Origin of the sequence: Photobacterium minamisatsumaniensis (assembly GCF_050336695.1) — a bacterium.
Taxonomy (GTDB): domain Bacteria; phylum Pseudomonadota; class Gammaproteobacteria; order Enterobacterales; family Vibrionaceae; genus Photobacterium; species Photobacterium minamisatsumaniensis.
On the sequence record NZ_JAKJSI010000052.1, the window covers coordinates 12,793 to 37,990 of the forward strand.

General features: G+C 46.0%; 22 protein-coding genes. 15 read left to right on the forward strand and 7 right to left on the reverse strand.

Features of this window, described 5'->3' with window-relative positions; all coding sequences use genetic code 11:
• Positions 1 to 32 precede the first annotated feature (32 nt).
• The 15 genes from L4D78_RS24065 to L4D78_RS24135 all read left to right on the forward strand — a co-directional run bounded on the left by L4D78_RS24065 (position 33) and on the right by L4D78_RS24135 (position 18,769).
• A complete protein-coding gene (locus tag L4D78_RS24065) occupies positions 33 to 881 on the forward strand; it encodes a phosphatidate cytidylyltransferase (RefSeq protein WP_428469279.1) in 849 nt (282 codons plus the stop codon).
• 113 nt (positions 882 to 994) lie between these two features.
• Positions 995 to 2,194 (forward strand): 1-deoxy-D-xylulose-5-phosphate reductoisomerase, encoded by a 1,200-nt coding sequence (ispC, locus tag L4D78_RS24070; RefSeq protein ID WP_428469280.1) that lies wholly within the window; start codon positions 995 to 997, stop codon positions 2,192 to 2,194.
• Complete coding sequence (gene rseP, locus L4D78_RS24075) at positions 2,188 to 3,543, forward strand: sigma E protease regulator RseP (protein WP_428469281.1); 1,356 nt, start codon at positions 2,188 to 2,190, stop codon at positions 3,541 to 3,543. The genes ispC and rseP overlap by 7 nt, the downstream gene beginning before the upstream one ends.
• Before the next feature lie 38 nt (positions 3,544 to 3,581).
• Positions 3,582 to 5,990, forward strand: a complete 2,409-nt coding sequence (gene bamA / locus L4D78_RS24080) for an outer membrane protein assembly factor BamA (protein WP_428469282.1) — start codon at positions 3,582 to 3,584, stop codon at positions 5,988 to 5,990.
• 19 nt (positions 5,991 to 6,009) lie between these two features.
• Complete coding sequence (locus L4D78_RS24085; RefSeq protein WP_428469283.1) at positions 6,010 to 6,519, forward strand: OmpH family outer membrane protein; 510 nt, start codon at positions 6,010 to 6,012, stop codon at positions 6,517 to 6,519.
• A 224-nt stretch (positions 6,520 to 6,743) separates the two neighbouring features.
• Positions 6,744 to 7,772, forward strand: coding sequence for a UDP-3-O-(3-hydroxymyristoyl)glucosamine N-acyltransferase (gene lpxD, locus L4D78_RS24090; RefSeq protein ID WP_428459157.1), 1,029 nt, complete (start codon positions 6,744 to 6,746; stop codon positions 7,770 to 7,772).
• 97 nt (positions 7,773 to 7,869) lie between these two features.
• Positions 7,870 to 8,322 (forward strand): 3-hydroxyacyl-ACP dehydratase FabZ, encoded by a 453-nt coding sequence (gene fabZ / locus L4D78_RS24095; RefSeq protein ID WP_428469284.1) that lies wholly within the window; start codon positions 7,870 to 7,872, stop codon positions 8,320 to 8,322.
• Positions 8,322 to 9,110 carry an acyl-ACP--UDP-N-acetylglucosamine O-acyltransferase gene (lpxA, locus tag L4D78_RS24100; protein WP_428469285.1) on the forward strand — a complete coding sequence of 263 codons (789 nt, stop codon included), beginning with the start codon at positions 8,322 to 8,324 and terminating at the stop codon, positions 9,108 to 9,110. Before fabZ ends, lpxA begins: the two co-directional genes overlap by 1 nt.
• A gap of 1 nt (position 9,111) precedes the next feature.
• Positions 9,112 to 10,278 (forward strand): lipid-A-disaccharide synthase, encoded by a 1,167-nt coding sequence (gene lpxB / locus L4D78_RS24105; protein WP_428469286.1) that lies wholly within the window; start codon positions 9,112 to 9,114, stop codon positions 10,276 to 10,278.
• A complete protein-coding gene (rnhB, locus tag L4D78_RS24110; protein ID WP_428469287.1) occupies positions 10,253 to 10,858 on the forward strand; it encodes a ribonuclease HII in 606 nt (201 codons plus the stop codon). The genes lpxB and rnhB overlap by 26 nt, the downstream gene beginning before the upstream one ends.
• A gap of 128 nt (positions 10,859 to 10,986) precedes the next feature.
• Positions 10,987 to 14,466 carry a DNA polymerase III subunit alpha gene (dnaE, locus tag L4D78_RS24115; RefSeq protein ID WP_428469288.1) on the forward strand — a complete coding sequence of 1,160 codons (3,480 nt, stop codon included), beginning with the start codon at positions 10,987 to 10,989 and terminating at the stop codon, positions 14,464 to 14,466.
• 56 nt (positions 14,467 to 14,522) lie between these two features.
• Entirely contained in the window at positions 14,523 to 15,482 is a 960-nt protein-coding gene (gene accA, locus L4D78_RS24120) for an acetyl-CoA carboxylase carboxyl transferase subunit alpha (RefSeq protein WP_428469289.1), read from the forward strand.
• Between the two features lie 135 nt (positions 15,483 to 15,617).
• Positions 15,618 to 16,937 carry a tRNA lysidine(34) synthetase TilS gene (tilS, locus tag L4D78_RS24125; protein WP_428469290.1) on the forward strand — a complete coding sequence of 440 codons (1,320 nt, stop codon included), beginning with the start codon at positions 15,618 to 15,620 and terminating at the stop codon, positions 16,935 to 16,937.
• Positions 16,938 to 17,033: 96 nt separating this feature from the next.
• Positions 17,034 to 17,342, forward strand: coding sequence for a c-type cytochrome (locus tag L4D78_RS24130; RefSeq protein ID WP_428469291.1), 309 nt, complete (start codon positions 17,034 to 17,036; stop codon positions 17,340 to 17,342).
• 215 nt (positions 17,343 to 17,557) lie between these two features.
• Positions 17,558 to 18,769: an aromatic amino acid transporter gene (locus tag L4D78_RS24135; RefSeq protein ID WP_428469292.1), complete on the forward strand. Its 1,212-nt coding sequence runs from the start codon at positions 17,558 to 17,560 to the stop codon at positions 18,767 to 18,769.
• 122 nt (positions 18,770 to 18,891) lie between these two features.
• Here the strand turns inward: L4D78_RS24135 and L4D78_RS24140 are convergent, their stop codons facing one another.
• The 7 genes from L4D78_RS24140 to L4D78_RS24170 form a co-directional block, all read right to left on the reverse strand.
• A complete protein-coding gene (locus L4D78_RS24140; protein WP_428469293.1) occupies positions 18,892 to 19,080 on the reverse strand; it encodes a DUF4250 domain-containing protein in 189 nt (62 codons plus the stop codon).
• A complete protein-coding gene (locus L4D78_RS24145; protein WP_428469294.1) occupies positions 19,080 to 19,286 on the reverse strand; it encodes a YaeP family protein in 207 nt (68 codons plus the stop codon). Before L4D78_RS24145 ends, L4D78_RS24140 begins: the two co-directional genes overlap by 1 nt.
• Positions 19,287 to 19,425: 139 nt before the next feature.
• Positions 19,426 to 20,280 carry a GGDEF domain-containing protein gene (locus tag L4D78_RS24150; RefSeq protein WP_428469295.1) on the reverse strand — a complete coding sequence of 285 codons (855 nt, stop codon included), beginning with the start codon at positions 20,278 to 20,280 and terminating at the stop codon, positions 19,426 to 19,428.
• A gap of 91 nt (positions 20,281 to 20,371) precedes the next feature.
• On the reverse strand, positions 20,372 to 21,496 hold the full coding sequence (locus L4D78_RS24155) for a patatin-like phospholipase family protein (RefSeq protein WP_428469296.1): 1,125 nt from the start codon (positions 21,494 to 21,496) through the stop codon (positions 20,372 to 20,374).
• Between the two features lie 147 nt (positions 21,497 to 21,643).
• Positions 21,644 to 23,359 carry a proline--tRNA ligase gene (locus L4D78_RS24160; protein WP_428469297.1) on the reverse strand — a complete coding sequence of 572 codons (1,716 nt, stop codon included), beginning with the start codon at positions 23,357 to 23,359 and terminating at the stop codon, positions 21,644 to 21,646.
• A gap of 134 nt (positions 23,360 to 23,493) precedes the next feature.
• Positions 23,494 to 24,192: a tRNA (N6-threonylcarbamoyladenosine(37)-N6)-methyltransferase TrmO gene (tsaA, locus tag L4D78_RS24165; protein WP_428469298.1), complete on the reverse strand. Its 699-nt coding sequence runs from the start codon at positions 24,190 to 24,192 to the stop codon at positions 23,494 to 23,496.
• A gap of 113 nt (positions 24,193 to 24,305) precedes the next feature.
• Positions 24,306 to 25,121: a MetQ/NlpA family lipoprotein gene (locus L4D78_RS24170; RefSeq protein WP_428469299.1), complete on the reverse strand. Its 816-nt coding sequence runs from the start codon at positions 25,119 to 25,121 to the stop codon at positions 24,306 to 24,308.
• Between the last annotated feature and the right edge of the window lie 77 nt (positions 25,122 to 25,198).

Consider the following 25,198-nt stretch of genomic DNA (forward strand, 5'->3'; position numbering starts at 1 on the left):
TAACCCTAAAAATAATATTGAGAGGACGCAGTTTGCTTAAGCAACGTATTATTACCGCAGTCATCCTCGCTCCCCTAGTTATCGCAGGAATTTTTCTTTTGCCATTTCCTGCTTTTGTAGCCGCACTTGCAGGAATTACCCTGATTGGCTTTTGGGAGTGGACACAATTTGTAGAAGCAAAATCGCGTGTTATCGCAATGGTGCTACCGACTGTGGCACTTGCCGTGTCAATTGTCTTTATGCCAACCGAGGCTGAGGCTTTGTCAACCTTAGCCACATCGCATCAATCAATGCTACTGGTGGGAGGCATTTGGTGGGCTATCGCTTCTGCGTTAGCAATCACTTACCCACGAAGTGCCACGCTCTGGTCAAAATCTATCCCTTTGAAATACCTTTTTGGTTTGTTGACCCTACTGCCATTCTTTTGGAGCGTGTTGATGCTACGCGCTGTCGATTACCTTGAATCGCCTTATCACGGTGCAAAGCTTGTGATGCTAGTATGCTTCTTGGTATGGGCTGCAGATACTGGTGCATACTTTTCAGGTAAACGCTTTGGTAAACATAAAATGGCACCAGCTGTCAGCCCAAACAAAACCATTGAAGGTTTAGCGGGCGGTGCACTACTTGCTGTTCTTGTTACATGGAGTGGCGCTGCACTGATGGATATTCCATTTGTGAACTTAGGCAGCTTACTATTCATTGCCATCATTACTGTTATTGCTTCGGTACTCGGCGACCTCGTCGAAAGTATGTTTAAGCGTGTCTCTGGCATTAAAGATAGCGGTAATATCTTACCAGGCCATGGTGGAATATTAGATCGTATTGATAGCCTAACCGCTGCCCTTCCTGTTTTTGCCTTACTTTATCTTTGGTTAGTGTAAACTACACTATTGTGCTCCCAATGAATTCACTGACATAGATATTACTTGTTGGTGTTCATTGGGGGTGCCATGCTTTATATGCCAAACGAATTTTTGTGTTGTTAAGTGAGAATATGCGTAAGTTAACGATCCTTGGTGCGACGGGTTCTATTGGTAGCAGTACGCTTGCTGTTGCTGCTCAAAACCCAGATTTATTTGATGTTGTTGCCTTGGCTGCTGGAAGCAATAGCCAAAAAATGTTCGAGCTATGTGTTCAATGGCGGCCAAAGTTTGCGGCAATGGCATCAGAGTCAGCGGCAAGTGAACTTGCAACACAATTAAAGCAGCATAATATTGATACGGAAGTGCTGGCCGGAGATGAGGGGCTATGCCAAGTTGCTGCACTTGATGACATTGATACTGTCATGGCTGCGATTGTTGGGGCTGCTGGCTTATTACCAACCATGGCTGGTGTTAAAGCGGGTAAGCGCATTTTGCTGGCTAACAAAGAAGCCCTGGTGATGTCTGGCCAGATGTTTATTGATGCATGTCGCGAACATGGTGCAGAGCTGCTCCCTGTTGATAGTGAACACAATGCTATCTTCCAGAGCTTACCAGCCGATATCCAGCGTTCAATGGGGTATTGCGACCTTAATGCTGCTGGTGTCAGTAAAATATTGCTGACGGGCTCAGGTGGCCCATTCCGTTATACGGATGTCGCTGAACTTGACGCAGTAACCCCTGCTATGGCAATAGCCCACCCTAATTGGTCTATGGGGCCGAAAATTTCTGTTGATTCGGCAACAATGATGAATAAAGGCTTGGAGTATATCGAAGCCCGCTGGCTATTTAATGCTTCTCGAGAGCAAATGGATGTCATCATTCACCCGCAATCTGTGATCCACTCCATGGTGCAATACAGAGATGGTTCGGTACTGGCGCAAATGGGGCTGCCGGATATGAGAACCCCGATTGCTTGTGCAATGTCCTATCCTGAAAGAGTAGGAGCTGGTGTTGCACCGCTTGACTTCAGCCAAGTGGGTGAATTTACTTTCCTTAAACCTGATTTTTCTCGTTATCCATGCTTAAAATTAGCAATGGATGCTTGCTATGCAGGACAAGCGGCAACTACGGCGTTAAATGCAGCCAATGAAGTGGCAGTTGCAGCTTTTCTGAATAATCAAATTGGTTTTACGGATATTGCTCGTATAAACCAACAAGTGCTTGAAAAAGCCCCAATGCGTGAACCAACTGACTTGGAAAGCGTACTTGAGCTGGATAGAATAGCTCGCCAATTAGCGGAAGATGTCATTTGTAAGGTACAGATATGTTAGGGATTTTGTGGAACCTAGGTGCATTTTTACTTGCTCTTGGGATACTGATTGCAGTTCATGAGTTTGGACATTTTTGGGTTGCCCGCCGCTGCGGGGTGTACGTAGAACGCTTTTCTATCGGTTTTGGTAAATCGCTTTGGCGTAAAGTCGGCAAAGATGGCACTGAGTACACCCTTGCGATGATCCCGTTGGGTGGTTATGTCAAAATGCTCGATGGGCGAGTTGATGACGTGCCTGCTGAAAAAAGCCACATGGCGTTCAATAATAAAAAATTGTGGCAACGCAGTGCGATTGTTGCTGCTGGTCCTTTAGCGAATTTTATTTTTGCGGTCTTTGCTTACTGGATGGTTTACCTCATTGGTATGCCCGCGGTACGCCCTGTTATTGGTGAAATTGCTCCACAATCAATTGCGGCACAAGCAGGAATTGAAAGTGGGATGGAACTAAAATCCATTTCCGGAATCAAAACCGCTGATTGGGAATCCGTTAATCTGGCGATGATTTCTCATATCGGTGATAAAGAAATGGTCTTAACGGTGTCTGATGTTCAGGGTGGCTTTGAAAGCCAGCGTACGTTAGATTTAACGGCTTGGACATTTGATCCAGAGCGTGAGCGTGTGCTTACAACGCTGGGTATTACACCATACTCACCTGAAATAACCCTGACAATCTCACAACTTGTGGATGGTGGGGCAGCAATTGCGGCAGGATTGAGTTTAAATGATGAAATTGTGGCAATCGATGGGCGTGCTGTAACTCAGTGGCAAGAGGTTGTTGATGCGGTACGTTCGCACCCAGAACAAGCCTTAGTGCTTGAGGTATTGCGAGATAACGAACGAGTATCATTAACGCTTACACCAGGCGCTCAAGATGGCCCTGACGGTGAAGCGATAGGCTATGCTGGTTTTGCTCCTAAAGTCGAGGCATGGCCTGAATCTTATCGTATTAATTTGCAATTCGGCCCGATTGAGGCAGTAGGCAAAGCTACGGAGAAAACGTGGCAACTCGTAACATTAACCTTTGATATGGTGACCAAACTGGTCACGGGTGATGTTGCGATGAAAAACCTAAGTGGCCCGATATCGATTGCGAAAGGGGCGGGCATGACTGCTGACTATGGCATCGTGTATTTTCTTGGCTTCTTAGCGTTAATCAGTGTCAACTTGGGGATAGTTAATCTGTTACCGCTTCCTGTATTGGATGGTGGACATTTAATGTTTTTTGCCATTGAAGCGGTAACACGTCGTCCTGTTTCTGAACGTGTTCAGGATATAGGTTATAGAGTAGGATCAGCCATTTTGGTTGCGTTAATGGCCGTAGCGCTATTCAATGATTTTACCCGCCTTTAATATAAGAGCGTTTTTAGCAAGGAATAATCAGAACAGTAATGGCGATGAAAAAACTGTTGATCGCATCACTCTTGTTTAGCAGCAGTGTTGCGTATAGTGCGGAACAATTTGTAGTAGAAGATATCCGTTTTGAAGGTCTACAACGAGTCACCCTTGGTGCCGCATTGCTTAAAATGCCGGTAAGGGTTGGCGATAATGTAGATGACCGTGATGTTTCAGAGATGATCCAAGCTCTGTTTGCATCTGGCAACTTTGAAGATATTAAAGTCTATCGAGATGGTAATACCTTACTGGTTAAGGTATTAGAGCGCCCAACGATTGCGAGCATTACCTTTTCAGGTAACAAGGCGATCAAGGAAGAGCAGCTGAAGGAAAACCTCGATGCTTCTCGTGTCCGTGTTGGGGAATCGCTGGATAGAACAACCCTGAGTAAAATCGAAAAGGGGTTGGAAGACTTTTACTACAGTGTTGGTAAATATAATGCATCGGTTCAGGCCGTGGTTACTCCGCTACCACGAAACCGTTCTGACTTGAAATTTGTATTTACGGAAGGTGTATCTGCTGAAATTCAGCAAATTAACTTTATCGGTAATGATGTCTTTTCTAATGCAGAGCTACAAAGCAAGTTTAACCTTCAAGCGGAAGTCGCTTGGTGGAACTTCCTTGCTGATAAAAAGTATCAGAAACAGGTATTGGCGGGGGATCTCGAAACTCTACGCTCGCTGTACCTCAACAATGGTTACCTAAAATATAAGCTCGATGCGACTCAGGTTGCTATTTCACCGGATAAAAAAGGCGTATACATTACCTTAAAGCTTGATGAAGGTGCTCAGTATACGGTTGAGGGTGTTCAGTTACGTGGCAATCTTGTTGGCAAAACCAGTGAGTTAGAAAGCTTAGTCGCGATTGATTCCGGTGATATTTATAACGGCGCAGAAGTAACCGCGTTGGAAGAATCGCTTAAGCGAAAGCTTGGTGAGCTGGGTTATGCCTATCCACAGGTTAATACCATTCCTGACTTTGATGATGATAATCAGCAAGTATCGTTGATCGTCAATGTCGAACCGGGCAAACGAATTTATGTGCGTAATATTGCCTTTACGGGGAATACCTCAACGAAAGATGAAGTATTACGTCGTGAAATGCGTCAGATGGAAGGGAGCTGGTTAAACTCTCGCTCTGTTGAACGTGGTAAAGAGCGTTTGAACCGAACCGGTTTCTTTGAAACGGTTGATGTTCAAACAGTTCGAGTGCCAGGCTCAGACGATCAAGTTGATATTAAGTATGACGTGAAAGAAGCGAATGCGGGTAACGTCAACTTTGGTATCGGCTACGGTACAGAGTCGGGGATCAGTTTCCAGGCGGGTATCCAACAAGATAACTTCTTAGGCACTGGTAACCGTTTTGGTATTAATGCCATGATGAACGATTATCAGAAAAACGTGAGCTTGGAATACCGAGACCCGTATTTCACACTAGATGGTATCAGCTTGGGTGGTAAGGTTTACTACAACGAGTTTGAAGCTTCTGATGCAAATATCTCTGACTATACCAACCAGAGCTATGGTGCGAGTTTGACGTGGGGTTTCCCATTCGATGAATTGAACTTCTTCGAGTTTGGTGTGGGCTATGACCACAACAAGATTTCGAATACCCAAGAATACTACCAAATCGAAAAATTCAAGCAGATCCATGGCTTTGACCGTGGTGATAACGTCATTGAGTTGGATGATTTTGACTGGTCTGTATCTTGGACACGTAATAATTTGAACCGAGGTTACTTCCCTACGGCAGGTAACCATCAGCGTGCCTCATTCCGAATGACGGTACCGGGCTCTGATGCCCAGTACTTCAAGGTTCAATATGACGTTCGCCAGTACTACCCAATTACGGAAGATCATGGCTATAGCTTATTGCTACGTGGTCGTGTTGGTTATGGTAATGGTTATGGCACCACCGATAACGGCAGTGATCAGCTGTTACCATTCTACGAAAACTACTATGCGGGTGGCTTTACGTCACTACGTGGTTTCCGTTCAAATACCGTGGGTCCGAAAGCAGTTTATCTTGAACCAGGTCCTGGCGGCAGTAATAATCCTGAGCTAGTTGGCTCTGATTCTGCAGCTGGTGGTAACGCCGTTGCGTTAGCGAGTATGGAGCTGATTGTTCCGACGCCGTTTGCGTCCGACGAGGTTCGTAACCAAATTCGTACCAGTGTATTTGTCGATGCTGGTACGGTATGGGATACAGAATATGATTTGAAAGAGACGGATGGTAAGTACATCCATGACTATTCTGACCCATCATTGATTCGTGCGTCTTATGGTGCCGCATTACAGTGGATGTCACCAATGGGACCTCTTGTATTCTCGATTGCACGTCCAATCAAGAAATACGAGGGTGATGATGAAGAGTTCTTTACCTTCACCATTGGTCGAACATTCTAATTTTTTAAGGAGATACCCTGTGAAACAGTGGATTAAAGCGGCTGGTCTTAGCCTTGTTATTCTTTCTTCATCTATGTATGCCCAAGCAGCTGAAGCGGCACAAAAAGTGGGTTATGTGGCAACAGGCCAAGCGATGCAGGAACTTGCTCAACGCTATAATGTCGCTGAAAAGCTTCGTGGTGAGTTCAAAGATCGTATCGATGAACTACGTGGCATTGAAAATCGCATGAAGACGAAAGTTGATAAAATGCAGCGCGATGGTGAGCTAATGAGCTCAAGCGAGCGTACGAAACTTCAGCGTGAAATGGCATCACTAGAGTCTGATTACAAACTAAAAGCCAAAGCACTTCAGGAAGATCAGCGTCGTCGTGGTGCTGAGGAAGAGCAGAAATTAGTACAGAAAATCCGTAAAGCGATTCAAGATGTTGCTAAACGTGAAGGTTATGACATCGTGATTGATGCGAATGCAGTCTTGCATGCAAATCCGAAAGATGATTTATCGTCGAAAGTGATTTCTGCCGTTAGATAAGGCTGTGGCCAAAATAACGGATGAGAATAAGGGCGTTAGACCCTAATCATGAGTCGAAAGTATAAGGGGTACATTGGTACACTTTTTACTTTCGACTTGTTTTATTTGGGGCTTATATTAACTGGTCTTACCAAGCGGAATGATATTCTGCTGGTTCAGAATAAAATTACCAGTTGGAAGATGTATAAAGCACCAACAGAAGTATTGATAAGAAAAGGTTACAGATGGCTGGAATTACTCTTGCTGATATAGCAGCACGATTGGGTGCAGAACTTCGCGGTGATGGCACGGTTGTTATTGAATCTATTGCGGCGATGGATCAAGCTGACGAGGGGCAAATTACCTTCTTGTCGAGCAGTAAATACCGCAAGCACTTGGCAGAATGTCAGGCATCTGCGGTTATGCTGAAGGCGGGTGATATTGAGTACTTTTCGGGTAATGCCCTTATTATGGCAGACCCTTATTTAGGGTATGCATTGGTGGCTCAACTGCTGGATACCACGCCTGTTGCAGCTTCTGATATTGCGCCTTCTGCGTATATTGCAAGTGATGCCATTATTGGTGAAGGCGTTGCGATTGGCCATAATGCTGTTATCGAATCAGGTGCTCAGATTGGTGACAATGCGCAAATTGGTGCGGGCTGCTTTATTGGTAAGAACGCTCAAATTGGTGCAGGTACTAAGTTGTGGGCGAATGTAACCATCTACCACCGTGTCGTATTGGGCGAACAATGCTTGGTTCAGTCAAGTACTGTGATTGGTGCCGATGGTTTCGGTTATGCGAATGATAAAGGCGAGTGGGTGAAAATTCCTCAGCTGGGCACGGTACGCATTGGCAACCGTGTTGAAATCGGTGCATGTACTACCATTGACCGTGGTGCACTTGAAGATACCATTATTGAAGATAATGTGATTCTTGATAACCAAATGCAAATCGCCCATAACGTGCAAATCGGATATGGTACCGCGATGGCGGGTGGTACAATTGTTGCGGGCAGCACCACAATTGGTAAATATTGTATTATTGGTGGTGCATCGGTACTGAATGGCCATATCAATATAGCGGATGGTGTCACTATTACCGGTATGGGCATGGTTATGCGCAGTATTGAAGAAAAAGGGATGTACTCATCAGGTATCCCACTTCAGCCAAACCGCGAGTGGCGTAAGACAGCGGCACGCACAATGAAGATTGATGAGATGAATAAACGTCTCAAAGCAGTTGAAAAGAAGCTGGAAGAGAACGGCGAATAGCGCCCCGCCAGTAAACAGAAAAGATGCGCCCGCATGATGTGGGCCGCCTTTCATTTCAACTGTACATTTTACTAATTTACTAGACAGGAATTCAGTTTTGACTAGCGAAAACAAAACACTGAATATCACGGAAATACAAGAACTTCTTCCTCACCGTTACCCATTCTTAATGATTGATCGTGTAACGGATTATGATGAAGGTAAAACGCTAACAGCGATTAAGAACGTTTCTGTAAATGAACCTCAGTTCACTGGTCATTTCCCTAAAATGCCGGTGTTTCCAGGCGTTATGATTTTAGAAGCAATGGCTCAGGCAACGGGTCTATTGGCATTTAAAACGTTTGGTGCGCCAACAGAAAATGAATTGTATTACTTTGCTAGCATTGATAATGCTAAATTCCGTAAGCCAGTAGGGCCGGGTGATCAGATGATCATCGAAGTGGAATTCCTGAAGGAGCGTCGTGGTATTGCTATGTTTAATGGTGTAGCAAAAGTTGACGGTGCTGTGGTTTGTTCAGCTGAGCTGAAATGTGCAAGACGAGAATTTTAATGATCCACGAAACTGCGAAAATTCATCCATCGGCGGTTGTTGAAGACGGCGTAAAGATTGGTGCTAACGTCACAGTCGGACCTTTTACTTATATCGGTAGCGATGTAGAAATCGGTGACGGTACTGAGGTCATGTCGCATGTTGTCATTAAAGGGCCAACGGTTATTGGTAAAGATAACCGAATATTCCCTAATGCAGTCGTCGGTGAAGAGTGCCAAGATAAAAAATACAACGGCGAACCAACGCGTTTAGTTATTGGTGACCGTAATGTGATCCGTGAAAGCGTTCAGCTTCACCGTGGTACCGTGCAAGATAAAGGCGTAACCACTGTTGGTGATGACAACCTACTTTGCGTGAACGCACACGTAGCCCATGATGTTGTCATTGGCAATCATACTCATATCGGTAACAACTCTATCCTTGGTGGGCACGTTACGGTTGGTGATCATGCCGGTGTTATGGCACTGTCTGCGATTCACCCGTTTTGTACTGTGGGTGCTTATAGCTACGTTGGCGGCTGTTCTGCTGTGGTTCAGGATGTTCCTCCTTATGTGCTGGCGCAAGGCAACCATGCAACACCATTTGGTTTGAACCTTGTTGGCTTGCAGCGTAATGGCTTTGAAAAGCCTGAGCTTCACGCCCTACGTCGTGCATATAAAGAAATTTATCGCTCTGGTAAAACGCTGGCGGAAGTTAAGCCGGTGTTGGCTGAAATGGCGGAAGAATGGCCATCTGTTAGCTTGTTGCTAGATGCATTGAATAACACAGAACGCGGTATTATTCGCTAATATGACGAAGCCACTTCGAATAGGAATTGTCGCCGGGGAAATCTCCGGCGATATTTTAGGTGCCGGCTTTATCAAGGCGGTTAGACAACAGTATCCCGATGCCGAGTTTGTCGGCATTGCAGGTCCGCGCATGCAGGCCGAAGGTTGCGAAACGTTGTTTGATATGGAAGAGCTAGCAGTGATGGGGATTGTGGAAGTCCTTGGTCGCCTGCCGCGCTTATTCAAAGTCAAAGCTGAGCTCGTTCGTTATTTTAGCGATAACCCACCTGATGTCTTTGTCGGTATCGATGCCCCTGATTTTAACTTACGCTTAGAGCGCGACTTAAAACTACAAGGTATCAAGACAGTACATTATGTCAGTCCATCGGTATGGGCATGGCGGCAGAAACGTATTTTCAAAATTGAGGCGGCGACCAATTTGGTCTTGGCGTTCTTACCATTTGAAAAAGCGTTTTATGACAAGTTTAATGTGCCTTGTGAGTTTATCGGCCATACCATGGCAGATGCTATACCAATGGAAACGGATCAGCATGCTGCACAAGCGCTGCTAAATCTCGACAGTAGCAAGCGTTGGCTCGCGGTACTACCGGGTAGCCGAGGTAGCGAACTGGAGATGCTTGCCGCCCCTTTCATTGAAACGTGCAAGCTATTGAAACAACAGCATCCTGATTTAGGCTTTGTGGTCGCACTGGTGAACCAAAAACGTCGTGAGCAATTTGAGCAAGCCTGGCAAGAAACCGCCCCCGATCTTGATTTTGAACTGGTTGATGATACCGCCCGTAACGTCATGATTGCTGCCGATGCAGTATTACTCGCATCGGGTACGGTGGCATTGGAATGTATGCTCGTTAAGCGCCCAATGGTTGTTGGGTATAAAGTGAAGCCATTAACGGCATGGCTTGCCAAGAAGATGCTCAAAACGAAATATGTCTCCTTGGCAAATATTTTGGCTGATCGTGAATTGGTGCCCGAATTGCTACAAGAGGATTGTGAGCCTGAAAAACTCGCAGCCGAAGTCAATCGTTTGTTAGTGGCAGATAACCGCGAGTTGATGGCAGAATTTTCCCGTTTGCACCAACTTATTAAGTGTGACGCAGACAAACAGGCTGCGGCCTCTGTATTGAAGTTGATAGATAAAGAATATGGCGATAATCCTAGAACCGTTTGAATACCCTAAAGCAAATTGTATTGCGGGTGTGGATGAAGTAGGGCGCGGCCCATTAGTGGGTGCCGTGGTCACTGCGGCGGTCATTCTTGATCCGAATAATCCAATTGAAGGGCTGACAGACTCCAAGAAGTTGACCGAAAAAAAACGTAATGTGCTGTTTGATGAGATCAAAGAGAAAGCATTGGCGTGGTCACTAGGGCGATGTGAGCCAGAAGAAATCGATCAATTGAATATATTGCAAGCCACGATGGTTGCCATGCAGCGTGCTGTTGCTGATCTGCCGGTTACGCCTGATTATGTATTGATTGATGGTAACAAAGTCCCCGAGTTACCGATGGCAGCACAGGCTGTGGTTAAAGGCGACTTGCGTGTTGCTGAAATCAGTGCTGCTTCTATTTTGGCGAAGGTTACTCGTGATCGTGAAATGGAAGAACTTGATGCTGAATACCCGCAATATGGTTTTGCGAAGCATAAAGGTTATCCAACCAAAGCACACTTTGAAGCTTTGGATCAACATGGTGCTATTGAGCAACACCGCAAAAGTTTTAAGCCAGTGAAGCGTATTCTCGGCTTGGAATAGAGTCCCTTTCTATTTAACGGCTGGTTTTTCACCGTAAAAGGTGTAAATAAGCTGATCACGGTGATGGTTGTGGCACTTTGAGCTATAATCGTCACCTTGTTTTATGCACATATCAAATCTGGTTAGTCATGGCAGATCCTCGCTTTATTCATCTTCGTGTCCACAGTGACTTTTCTATGGTCGATGGCTTATCAAAAGTTCCGCCACTGGTGAAAACCGTGGCAGGGATGGGTATGCCGGCGATGGCACTAACGGATTTTACTAACCTATGTGGTTTGGTGAAGTTCTATTTTGCTGCGCATGGCGCAGGCATGAAGCCCATTATCGGGGCGGACTTCAAAGTCATGTCTGACGAACTTGGCGATGAACTGTGTGATTTAACGGTTTTGGCTGCTGACAATGACGGTTACCAAAACCTCACCATGTTGATCTCTAAGGCCTATCAACGTGGCCATGTACAACATTTACCCGTAATGGATAAAGAATGGTTGGTTGAGCATAAAAAGGGCCTGATCTTACTCTCTGGTGGCAAAACCGGTGATGTAGGTAAGGCATTGCTCAAGGGCAACCAACAGCTAGTCGATAAATGTGTTGAGTTTTATCAGACCCATTTTGAAGATTCCTATTATTTGGAATTGGTCAGAACGGGTCGCCCAGATGAAGATGCCTATTTACACTTCGCGATTACCCTTTCAGAAAATGTGGGCTTGCCTGTTGTTGCTACGAACGATGTGCGCTTTATAAAGGCCGATCAGTTTGATGCTCACGAAATACGGGTAGCGATTCATGATGGCTACACCATGGTCGATCCTAGCCGACCAAAGCTTTACAGCGAGCAACAGTATTTACGTACTGAAGAGGAAATGTGTGAGCTGTTTTCTGATATACCAGAAGCATTGGAAAACAGTGTTGAGATAGCTAAACGCTGTAATGTCACCGTTCGTCTTGGGGAATACTTCCTGCCCAACTTCCCGACGGGCGACATGACCATTGAAGAGTTCTTGGTGGTCGAGTCACAAAAAGGGCTTGAGCGTCGTTTAGCTTTCTTATTCCCTGATGAAGAAGAGCGGAATAAGCGTCGCCCTGAATACGATGAACGCCTTGATATTGAACTGAAAGTTATCAACCAGATGGGGTTCCCAGGTTATTTCTTGATCGTTATGGAGTTTATCCAGTGGTCGAAAGATAATGCAGTGCCTGTTGGTCCTGGTCGAGGGTCTGGTGCCGGTTCATTGGTAGCTTATGCGCTAGATATTACTGATTTGGATCCGCTTGAATTTGATTTGCTGTTTGAGCGATTCCTTAACCCTGAACGTGTCTCCATGCCCGATTTCGATATCGATTTCTGTATGGATAAACGTGATCTGGTTATTGATCACGTGGCGGAAATGTATGGTCGAGATGCCGTATCTCAGATCATCACTTTCGGTACGATGGCGGCAAAAGCGGTTATTCGAGACGTTGGGCGTGTGCTTGGTCACCCATATGGCTTTGTTGATCGTATCTCTAAACTGGTACCTGCTGAACCGGGCATGACGTTGGCGAAAGCGTTTGAGGCTGAGCCGCAATTGCCACAGGTTTATGCTGCCGATGAAGAAGTAAAAGATCTGATTGATATGTGTCGCATCCTCGAAGGTGTAACACGTAATGCGGGTAAGCACGCTGGTGGTGTTGTTATTTCACCCACCACGATCACTGATTTTGCCCCGCTGTATTGTGATGCCGAAGGCGCAAACCCCGTCACCCAGTTCGATAAGAATGATGTTGAAACCGCAGGCTTGGTCAAGTTTGACTTCTTAGGCCTGCGTACACTGACGATCATTGACTGGGCGCTTGGTATGGTCAACCCGCGCTTAGAGGCGCAAGGGAAAGAGCCGATAAATATCGCGTCTATTCCTATGGATGATGCGAAGTCGTTCGCCATGCTTCAGCGTTCAGAGTCTACTGCGGTATTCCAGCTTGAATCTCGTGGCATGAAGGACTTGATTAAACGCCTTCAGCCCGATAGCTTCGAAGATATGATCGCACTGGTTGCCTTGTTCCGTCCGGGGCCGCTCCAGTCGGGCATGGTAGACAACTTTATCGACCGGAAACATGGCCGAGAAGAAGTTTCATACCCAGATGCGACTTGGCAGCATGAATCGCTAAAAGAAATTCTTGAACCGACCTATGGCATTATCCTGTATCAAGAGCAGGTTATGCAGATCGCTCAGGTTTTATCTGGCTACACCTTGGGTGGCGCAGATATGTTGCGCCGTGCAATGGGTAAGAAAAAACCAGAAGAGATGGCTAAGCAACGTACCACCTTTGAAGACGGCGCAATCAAGAATGGGGTTGATGGCGAGCTCGCCATGAAAATCTTTGACTTGGTTGAAAAGTTCGCGGGTTACGGCTTTAACAAGTCTCACTCAGCAGCTTACGCCTTGGTATCGTATCAAACGCTGTGGCTAAAAGCGCACTATCCGGCAGAATTCATGGCGGCGGTAATGACTGCCGATATGGATAATACCGATAAAATTGTTGGTCTGGTTGATGAATGTCACCGGATGAAGATTACCTTGTTGCCGCCTGACGTAAACAAAGGGCTATATCGTTTTAACGTTGATGATAAAGGTGCCATTGTTTACGGTATTGGTGCGGTGAAAGGGGTCGGTGAAGGTCCGATTGAGAATATTATTGAAGCCCGAGAAAAAGACGGTCACTTCAAAGACTTATTTGATTTCTGTGCCCGTATTGATACCAAGAAAGTGAATAAGCGAGTATTGGAAAAACTGATCAAGTCAGGCGCAATGGATCGCTTAGGGCCAAACCGAGCAACCATGATGGCAACGCTCAATGATGCGATTAAGGCAGCGAGCCAGCATCACCAAGCAGAAGCTTTTGGCCAAACGGATATGTTCGGGGTACTCACCGCTGCACCTGAAGAGGTGGAGCATGCGTATGCCAATATTCCTGAATGGCCAGAAAAAGTGTGGCTGGAAGGTGAGCGAGATACACTTGGTTTATATCTAACTGGCCACCCAGTTAATGCCTACGTCAAAGAGTTGAAGCACTATACGACTTGGCGTTTGAAAGACGCTCACCCAACAGGCCGGGATAAAGTGGTGACGGTTGCAGGCTTGGTGATTGCAGCACGTGTTATGACAACCAAGCGCGGTACGCGAATTGGTTTAATGACACTCGATGATCGCAGTGGCCGAATGGAAGTCATGCTGTTCTCAGAGCCACTTGAACGGTATATTGATTTATTAGAAAAAGATAAAATATTAGTTGTTTCTGGACAGGTCAGCTTTGATGATTTCAACGGTGGCCTTAAAATGTCCGCCCGGGAAGTGCTAGATATCTCAGATGCACGAGAAAAACACCTCCGGGGACTTGCTATCTCAGTCACTGAGAGGCAAATTGATGAACAGTTTTTTGAACGCTTTAGCCGTGTGCTGGAGCCACACCGGGCAGGTACTGTACCGGTAAATTTGTATTATCAGCGCTCGAATGCGCGCGCTAAGCTGACCTTAGGGACAGAATGGCGCGTTACCCCAGCAGATCAACTCATCTCCGATCTGAAATTATTGCTGGGTGAGAAGCAAGTAGAGCTTGAGTTTAATTAAATTAGCCCATAGTTATTGAATAATAAAATGATTATGAGCAAAAGGATTGAAGTGGTATGAGCCTGAACTTCCTTGAGTTTGAACAGCCGATTGCTGAACTAGAAGCAAAAATTGAAGCGCTACGTGACGTATCACGTCGCGATGGGTCTGAATCGGTTGATTTAGACAAAGAAATTGAACAGCTTGAGAAGAAAAGCCTAGAGCTAACCAATAAAATTTTTGGTGATCTAGGTGCTTGGCAGGTTGCACAATTAGCGCGCCACCCACAACGTCCATATACCTTTGATTACGTTGAACATATGCTTACCGAGTTCGACGAACTCGCAGGTGATCGTGCGTTTGCCGATGATAAGGCACTGGTTGGTGGTATTGCGCGTCTTGATGGTCGTCCTGTGATGGTTATTGGCCATCAGAAAGGCCGTGAAACCAGAGAAAAAGTACTGCGTAACTTTGGTATGCCTAAGCCGGAAGGTTACCGTAAAGCCTTACGCCTAATGAAAATGGCAGAGCGCTTTAAAATGCCGATTATCACGTTCATTGATACTGCGGGTGCATACCCAGGTGTTGGTGCCGAAGAACGTGGCCAATCAGAAGCGATTGCAACCAATCTAAAAGCCATGGCTGGTTTAACCGTGCCAGTGATCTGTAACGTTGTTGGTGAAGGTGGATCGGGTGGAGCATTGGCGATTGGTGTCGGTGACTGCGTTAATATACTGCAATACTCAACGTACTCGGTGATATCACCGGAAGGGTGTGCATCGATACTATGGCGTGACTCAGACAAAGCCCCACAAGCGGCTGAAGCGATGGGCATGACGGCAGATCGCTTAAAAGAGCTTGAGCTTGTCGACAATATTATTGAAGAGCCACTAGGCGGCGCACACCGTGATCCTGTTGCTATCGCAGGTTCACTGAAAGCGCAGATTCTAGCAACGTTAGCTGAACTTGATGCACTAGATACTGAAGCACTACTTGAGCGCCGTTACCAACGCTTGATGGGCTACGGTTACTGCTAAACCTTGCGATACGTATAGGTATCTCTGAAAATCAGATATTAACGGGTCAGCGATTTCGCTGGCCCGTTTTTTTATCCATTTTGTTCAACGTTGAATTTGGTATCATGTCCAACGCGTTTTTTATTGGATCCCCTCATGCTTTACACCCATCTAACCAATGAACTTCAAATCCACCAGCCGTATACCACTCACTTTATCCTTGCACTAAGTGGCGGGATGGACTCTCGAGTACTACTGCATTTGATGGGGCGCTATTTAAAGGACAACCCTCATGTACATTGCCATGCTGTACATGTGCACCATGGCTTGAGCCAGCATGCCGATCAATGGGCAGGGCAGTGCTTAGCGTGGGCGAAAGAGGCAAGTATTCCATGTGTTGTAGAGCGTGTGGTGCTTGATCTTGGTAAGGGTAAAAGCTTAGAGCAAGAGGCACGTGTTGCCCGCTATGAAGCATTAGCGAAGCATATACAGCAAGGCAGTACACTGTTAACGGCTCAACATGCTGATGATCAGCTTGAAACCGTGTTACTTGCGCTTAAGCGAGGTAGTGGCCCTGCTGGACTGTCTGCTATGCCTGCGTTAACACCGTTTGCTAAAGGCGAGCACTGGCGACCTTTGCTTGGGGTGACCCGGGGTGATGTTGAGCAATACGCGGCATTGCAGCAGTTACAATGGGTTGAAGACGAAAGTAATTGTGATCAGCGTTATGACCGTAATTTCTTACGCCATAGTGTGACGCCTCTACTGACTGAGCGCTGGCCTGGAATACGAAAGTCGGTAGTGCGCAGTGCTGCATTGTGTGGTGAGCAAGAGGCATTACTGCAAGAATTGTTGGCAGATAAATTAGCCCATGCGTTACATCCAGATCAAAGCTTAAGCATTGCGGGATTAGGCAGTGAGCGACAAGGGAAAGCACTGATACGTCAATGGCTCTCTTTGCAAAAAGTACTGATGCCTTCTCAAGCCCAACTTGAACAAATATGGCACAACGTTATTTTGGCAAAAGCGGATGCTAACCCTAAACTTTGTTGGAGCCAATATGAGGTACGCCGTTTCGAGCAGCGCTTGTATCTTCTGGAGCAATGGCCTGATGTGAGCTTGCAGGTACTAACGTGCCAACTCGAGCAGCCATGTTGTTTACCGCATGATTTAGGGACGGTGACGTTAGCGAAAAGTGAACATGGCACATTGCGGTTGCCAGCAAAAAATGAGCCTGTGACGATTAGGTTCGAGCCCGCTGGGTTGGCTGTTCAGCCTGTTGGCCGAGTCGGTAAGCGTAAGCTTAAAAAACTGTTTCAAGAATATGGCGTCCCAAGCTGGAATCGACGCCGAACCCCGTTGTTGTTCTATGGTGAGGCGCTAGTTGCGGTTGCTGGATTGTTTGTTGTTGAGGGTTTTGCAGGTAATGATTGTGACTTAGAGTGGCGTAATTCTGCATTCAAGGTGCAATGTTAAGTGAAAAAAGGCACAATTTAATTGGCTCTATCGTGACTTAGATGCTTAGTTACGATTGAAGTGTATGGATAACAAACAATAAGAAAAGAGGACCTGATGAAGAAAGTTTTTGCGATAGCAATGTTAGCAGCCGTAGTTGCCAGTCCAGTAATGGCGGCAGGTGACGCCGATGCCGGTAAAGCCAAGGCGGCAGTATGTGCCGCCTGCCATGGAACAAATGGTATTGCTGTGATCCCTGGTTACCCAAACCTAAAAGGGCAGAATGAGCAATATCTTGTGAATGCCTTAAAAGCGTATAAAAACAAAGAACGTACTGGCGGGATGGCTATGGTTATGCAGCCGCAGGCATCAATGCTCAATGATAATGATATTGCCAATGTCGCCGCTTATTTTGCAAAAATGTAAAAACGCCGCCTCGATATAGCCAATACATTAAAGACCGTACAAAGACCTTTAAACGGGTGTTTGCTGCGGTTTTTTTATGTCGATAATAACTGTAAAGCAAAATTTCCATCTACCTGTTCATCTTTCATCCAAATGAATCCTCTACGGTTGCGTAAAAAGTCAGAACACATTATTGTACTAGCACGCTGATACGTTAATGTTATTTAGGAGTCATTATGAGTAAACCATCCACACTTGGGGGCGCGTGTATTATCGCCAGTGTTTGTGTTGGGGCAGGCATGCTTGGGTTACCAAGCGCGGGTGCGGGTGCGTGGACGTTATGGAGTGTGGTTGCCATTTCTGTCACGATGATCATGATGACGTTGTCCGGATGGTTACTGTTAGAAGCACTTAAGCATTACGAGTTTAAATCCTCATTTAATACTGTCACTAAAGACTTGCTAAGCAAAAAAGTTAATTTTATTAATAACTTATCGCTTTATTTTGTAGGTGGCATTCTGCTCTATGCGTATATTTCATCATCAGGTATGATTTTTAGTGAAATACTAGGTGTCACGCGTGAATTGGCTTCTGTTTTGTTTGTTGCAGTCTGCTCGGCCTTTGTCTTGCACTCTACCCGTGCGGTGGACCGTATTTCTATTGTGCTGATCCTATTTATGATCATCAGTTTTGTGCTGGGTATTTCTGGTTTGGCTTCGAATATCAGCGTGCCGGTGCTGTTTGAACAAGGCCAGCTTGAAACCCCTTACTCGGCCTATGCGTTAGCCTTGTTGCCCGTCGCGTTAACGTCATTTGGCTACCACCATTCGGTGAGCACGATGCGTGATTACTACCAAGATGAGTACATAGCCAAAAAAGCCATTCTTGGCGGTACTGTCATAGCCCTTACGTTCTATTTGGGGTGGGTGATCAGCATTTTTGGCAATGTACCCCGTGAGGCGTTTGGTCCTGTTGTGTCAGCTGGTGGTGGTGTGGATGCCTTGATGTCAGCACTTACTTCAGCGATAGATTCAAATAGCATTAAACAAGCACTGCATATATTCTCGATTGCCGCAATTGTCTCATCTTTCATCGGTGTTGGTCTGGGTGTGTTCGATTACTTGGCTGACTTCTTTGGCTTTGGCGATACCAAGCAAGGACGACTAAAAACCTGGGGGGTGACCTTTGTTCCGCCATTGGTGTTCTCGTTAGTTGCACCGTTTGGTTTTGTCGCTGCGATTGGTCTGGCTGGCGCTGCTGCTACAATTTGGACCTGTATTATCCCTGCGATATTGGCAAAAACATTACGTCAAAGAGTACCTGAACAAGAAGGATTTGTAGTACCTGGCGGGAATGTGACGATTTATGTAGTGATCGCGTTCGGGGTACTGACGGCCGCCTTCCATATGCTGGCGATGGCGAATCTACTGCCTGTCTTTAAAGGCTAGATTAACGGGAAGTAAACACTGAGTCATGTATTAGTACAATAAAAAACGGAAGCCTTGGCTTCCGTTTTTTTTCTTATATATGGTATCTAACTTTATTTATATTTGGTGATAACTTCGCGGTATTAGCGAAACTGCTTGGCTTCCGGCAGGTAATCAAACCCCGCACCGGCGAGTTTGGTTATCAGCTTGTCTTTATCGAGATCGTAGTATTTGACCAAGTTATCCAGATCGCCAAATTCATCGCGGATCTTCATGTTGACGATACTCATCAGCATGACAGGATCCATGCTCTCAAAGTTGTTCAAATCCATTAGACGTCCTCGTGATCGCTCATCAATAAGTTAGCGGCAGCAAAAGCGGCGCGGTCACGCACATCTTTTGGTAGCTCCTCATTCGCGGCAATAAAGTCGAGGGTTTTGACTGCACAATGAATCGCATTTGGGATGTAGCCCAGTTCGCCACCGCCAATTTGGGCGTAAGTCATACGGATCAGTTCACAGCACTCAAAAACTTTCATTGGGTTTCCTTACATAAACAGTGATTTCGTCAGTATGTTTGTTTTGGAAAGAGAAAGATCAAACAAGACTGATGAAATAACTATCGCTTTCACTATACCAGATTGATCGGAGGTGGGCAGTAAAGGTGGTTTGAAGTGGTTACTTATTGCGCTTATGACTATATAAATGGCGGTCAGCTCGATCAACCAATAACGTACTGCTATCACCTTTTTGGTAGGCGCTAAAACCACAAGAGTAACCGATTTTTAGCGTGCGTAGAATCGCATCTTCAGCCATGAACCGATCGACCCGTTGGATCACATGAGCGGCTGATTTATCTGTCGCTGGTTGAAGAAGCACGGCAAACTCATCGCCACCAATACGGTAGCAGCGATCTGAAGCGCGTACTGAATTTTTAATTAGGCGTCCAAAATGGCGAATGACTTTGTCACCGTCAGGGTGGCCAAAACGGTCATTCACTTGCTTGAAGTTATCCAAATCAAACATGACCATCACCAGCCCAACATTGCGTCGCTCACTGATCGCAATAGCATGGGTAATGTCTTGCTCGAAACAGCTACGGTTACCAAGCCCAGAGAGGTAATCACGCAGTGCCATGTTTTTGACGCGGCGGTATTCAATGGCACTCATTAAAGGGCCAGCAAATAGGCGGTGGTATGTATGAAGAAGGTTTACTTCATCTTTATCAAGCGGGTAAGGGGTACAGTATTGTAATTTACCAAGCTCATTTGCACTAAAGCGGAGGATAAAGGTTTGACGGTACTCGGTTGCTGAGCCGCGTCGTACTGGGGTTGTCGTGTCATCAAACTCCCAGATCAAGCGGCTAATATCAATTTGCTTTTCGACTTCTCGGGCGAAGATTTCAAATAACACAGTAAGATCAAGTTTCCCCTGTAGCTTTTGCAAGATCAACAGGCGCTGATCAGCCCCAAGGGGTTTTTTCCTTGGTTTATGTTCATCTGCCAGAATGTTGTTCCAGAGGCTCAGATCCATATTAGCGTCAAATAAATGTTAGGAAGATTACTATAGGCAAAAATTAAGCCATTTCAATAGCTAGGTAACTTTTTTGTTAATTATTAACTGTTTATTTCAAAAAATCACGAAGGCTCGACTCTTTTTCGAGCGTATCTTCATAGCCCATATTGATAAGGGCTTGTATATAGGCTGGCTCAAATAAGATATAGCTAGTGATTGCGGCATCATCTTTTGGGCTGATCCCCGCGAGCCGCATAAGCGTTCGTGTCATGGGGGGAAGCTGGCAATAATAGTCTTGCGCTAAGGGCTCGAATGATTGGCTTGGTGATAAGTGAATATGATTGACAACTTTCATTCCTTGATCACGTTGAGCATCAAGCGGAAGGTGAGACAGCAAAGAATTGGTGCGTGATAGGTTTTCAAGATCTGCGGTCAGGGTATCACTGAATATGGTGTCCATGAGATGGCCACCCAATGTTGCCAGCCCTGGCGCTCGGGTATGATCACGCTTATCGAGTTTTTGATTGATTAAGTCGATGATCAGTATTTTATCAGCGCCCATTTTAAGCGAGGGACGTAGCGGGGCGAGTTGGTGAATAGAACCATCACCGTAATAAGCTCGGCCTATGCGCGTCGCGGGAAAAACAAGGGGGATGGCTGCGGATGCTAATAAATGCTCAGTGCTGATCAGTGCACGCCGCCCTTTTGACTTGGCGCGGTCCCACTCGCTAATTGCCTGCTGCCCTTGGAAAAAGCTGACAGAGTGTCCGCTCTTATAGCTTGAAGCCGTGATAGATATTCCGTGTAAATTACCCGCGGTTATTTGTTTTTCAAGGCGGTGATAATTATTAACCTGATTAAGTAATTGGCGCAATGGACGGTTATTGAGTAAACCAAATGGTGGCCTTTCATGATGTGATGATTGTAAACGGGCAAACCATTGGTTAGCGAGGTACCCTGTCATACCGGTAGGGCTCGTTTTGAAAATACGGCGGCTATGAAGGCGTGACCAAATCCATTCGAGCTTCTTTACGCCAAGCCGAAAGCAAGACGCATAACTGGCAATCGAAATTGCATTGATTGCCCCAGCAGATGTCCCACAATAGATACTAAAAGGGCTATGGTGAACGCGAGGGTACCACTCGGAAATGGCTTTTAATACGCCAACTTGGTAAGCCGCTCTGGCTCCCCCACCTGTCAGTAATAAACTGATCTTTGGCTGTTCCTTTGCCATTTATTATCCTTGTAATGCGCCTACTTATAACTATACACCGAACCTGAAGAAGGTGTTTATCCGCAAAAGAGCTTGTGAGTGATGTCCATAAAAAGAGGCAAAAAAAAGCCTCCATATAGGAGGCTCTCGAATCAGTTCTAATTGAGGTTAAGCAATTTTTTGCTTAACTAGCTCAACGATATCTGTAATAGCAACAGCTTCTTTAGTACCAGCACGACGGTCTTTGTATTCCATCTCGCCGTTTTCTAGACTGCGGTTACCAATAACGATGGTGTGAGGAATACCGATCAGTTCGTGATCTGCAAACATTACACCTGGGCGTTCTTTGCGGTCATCGAATAACACTTCGATACCCGCAGCGGTTAGATCAGCGTAAAGCTTTTCAGCGGCTTCTTTAACTTCTGCAGACTTCGCCATGTTCATTGGCACGATAGATACCTGGAACGGTGCAATCGCAGCAGGCCAGATAATACCGTTGTCATCGTGGTTCTGTTCGATAGCAGCAGCGACAACACGGGTACAACCAATACCGTAACAGCCCATCTCCATGATAGTGTTCTTACCATCAGGACCAAGAACCGATGCGTTCATTGATGTCGAGTAGTTGTTACCTAGCTGGAAGATGTGACCAACTTCGATACCACGTTTTAGTAGAAGTGTTCCTTGGCCACATGGGCTTGGATCGCCTTCAACGACGTTACGTAGGTCTTCAACTTGACCTAGTTCAACGTCACGACCCCAGTTAATACCGAAGTGGTGTTTATCGTCGATGTTAGCACCTGCACCGAAATCACTCATTACCGCAACAGAGTGGTCAACGATGAATGGTAGATCAAGACCGACAGGGCCTAGAGAACCTGGGCCAGCACCGATCAATGCACGGATTTCTTCTTCCGTTGCCATTTCCAGAGGTGAAGCCACTTCTTTTAGGTTTTCAGCTTTGATTTCGTTTAGCTCGTGATCACCGCGGATGATCAGGGCGACAAGATCAGCATCAACTTCATCTGAAGCTTTAACAAACAGTGTTTTGACTGTTTTTTCGATAGCGATATCGAACTGCTCAACCAACTCGGCAATGGTTTTTGCGTTTGGTGTGTCAACCAGCGTCATTTCAATTGTTGCATCAGCACGTGCCGCTGTTGGTGCGACAGCTTCAGCTTTCTCGATGTTCGCTGCGTAGTCAGACTCGGTAGAGAAGGCAATAAGATCTTCACCGCTCTCTGCAAGTACATGGAACTCGTGCGAACCAGAACCACCGATAGAGCCGGTATCAGCCAATACTGGGCGGAAATCTAGACCCATACGGCTGAATACGTTGCAATATGCTTGGTGCATTTCTGCGTACGTTTCTTCTAAACTTTCTTGGTTTAGGTGGAACGAGTATGCATCTTTCATGATGAACTCACGAGAGCGCATTACACCAAAACGCGGACGTACTTCATCACGGAATTTAGTCTGAATTTGATACAGGTTCAGCGGAAGCTGCTTGTATGACTTAACTTCGTTGCGAACCATGTCGGTGATCACTTCTTCGTGCGTCGGACCTAACACAAACGGGCGATCGTGGCGGTCAGCGATACGTAGGAGCTCGGGACCGAACTTGTCCCAACGGCCTGTCTCATGCCATAGATCAGCAGGCTGAACGACGGGCATAATCATTTCGACTGAACCGGCATTGTTCATTTCTTCGCGAACAATGTTTTCGACCTTACGCAGAACACGCAGACCTGTAGGTAGCCAGGTGTAAAGACCTGAAGCCAGCTTACGGATCATACCTGCACGTAGCATCAGCTGGTGGCTGATAACTTCTGCGTCGTTTGGAGTCTCCTTCAGCGTTGAAAGAAGATATTTACTGGTACGCATTGATGGTATCCGTTGGTTGATATAAAAGAGAATAAGGGGAGAATGCCCCAACCACTCAACGTGGTGATAACCGCATATACTACCAGCCATTTGGCTGTTCGCCAAAGGGAACAAGTGAGGGTACGAGGAATCTTTTAGCTGAGCTTAGCCTTTTCTAGTGAAGTCACCTGCACTTGTTCGCAGTTGACTGTGAATTTTACATTGTAGTCAAATAAATGCACGGCGTACTCTTTGGGGTCGGCTTTGCCTTTTTTATAGGCGGGGCGAGGATCTTGCGCCAGCACTTCTTCAATTACTGCACGTTGTTGTTGATGCTCATTGAGCTGTACTTCTACTTGTGCCGAAAAGACAACGGGTAAGGTGTCTGGCTGCTCGGTAGCAAATCCACCTTGTGCCTCAGGTAAGCTGTCTGAGTAAGGGATATAAGGCTTGATATCAACAATTGGTGTGCCGTCAACTAAGTCTACGCCCCCGAGCTCGATGATCACATCACTGCCTTGCTGGCGAACCCCTTTTAACTCTACCGCAGACATGCCGATACCGTTAGGACGAAAGGTTGCTCTACTAGCAAAAACGCCAATACGTTCGTTGCCACCAAGCCGAGGCGGCCTGACGGTTGGCCGCCAACCGGCATCAAGGTTTTGATCAAACAGGAAGAGTAGCCACAGATGGCTAAATTGCTCAAGACCTCGAACCGCTTCAATCACATTAGCTTCCCCTTGGAGGACGATCTCTGAGCGTGCACTAGGAACGAGTCCGGGCTGGCGTGGTACGGCAAACTTTTCTTTATAAGGGGAGCGGATAACACCGATCGGTTCAATTTGGTATGACATAACAATTTTGGCCAGTGGGGGAATGCGCAGAACATAGCATTATGGCCAAGGCAAAAAAAGCCCTAGCATAAGCTAGGGCAATTCAATATCAGATAGTACCGTTAAGAGGGAGATTACCAACCCTTAACCACACCACCTTGGAAGATTTCTTGCGCAGCGGTATAAACGGTATCTGACTGATACGCTTTGATGAACGTCTGCACATTTTCTGCATTTACGTTATCTTCACGAGCAACAATCAGGTTAACGTATGGTGAGTCTTTATCTTCAACAAATACACCATCACGCTCTGGCGTTAGATTGATGCTGCTTGCGTAAGTGGTGTTGATAATCGCAAGTTGAACATCATCTAAAGAACGCGGTAGCTGAGCGGCTTCCAGTTCAACAATTCTTAGGTTTTTCGGGCTTTCAACAATATCCAGTACTGTTGCGGTTAGGCCTGCACCTTCTTTTAGCGTTAATAGACCTTGTTGCTCAAGTAGTAGCAATGAGCGACCAAGGTTAGTTGGGTCGTTAGGCACTGCAATTTGATCGCCATCTTTTAGTTCATCAAGTGATGTGATTTTGCTTGAGTAAGCGGCAATTGGGTAAACAAAAGTATTACCTGCAACGGCAAATTTGTAGTTGCGGTCAGTGATTTGCTGCTCAAGGTATGGCTTGTGTTGGAAAGCATTAACATCAATAGAGCCTTCTTCCAGCGCTGCGTTTGGTGAAACGTAGTCGGTGAAAGTGATAAGCTCAACATCAAGGCCGTATTTATCTTTGGCTTCTTTTGCTGCCACTTCAGCAACTTGTGCTTCAGCACCCGCCATAACCCCAACTTTTATTTTGCTGTTATCGATAACGGCTTCTTTGTCGCCACAACCAGCTAGTACTAGCGCAGATGCTAGGCCTGCAACAGCAAAAAGATTCTTCAAGTTAAACGCCATGTTATTTCTCCTTAAATTGGGGTTTTCCGTAATTCTAGATAGTAATTGTCTTTTATATATCTTTTAAATCGTGTTCT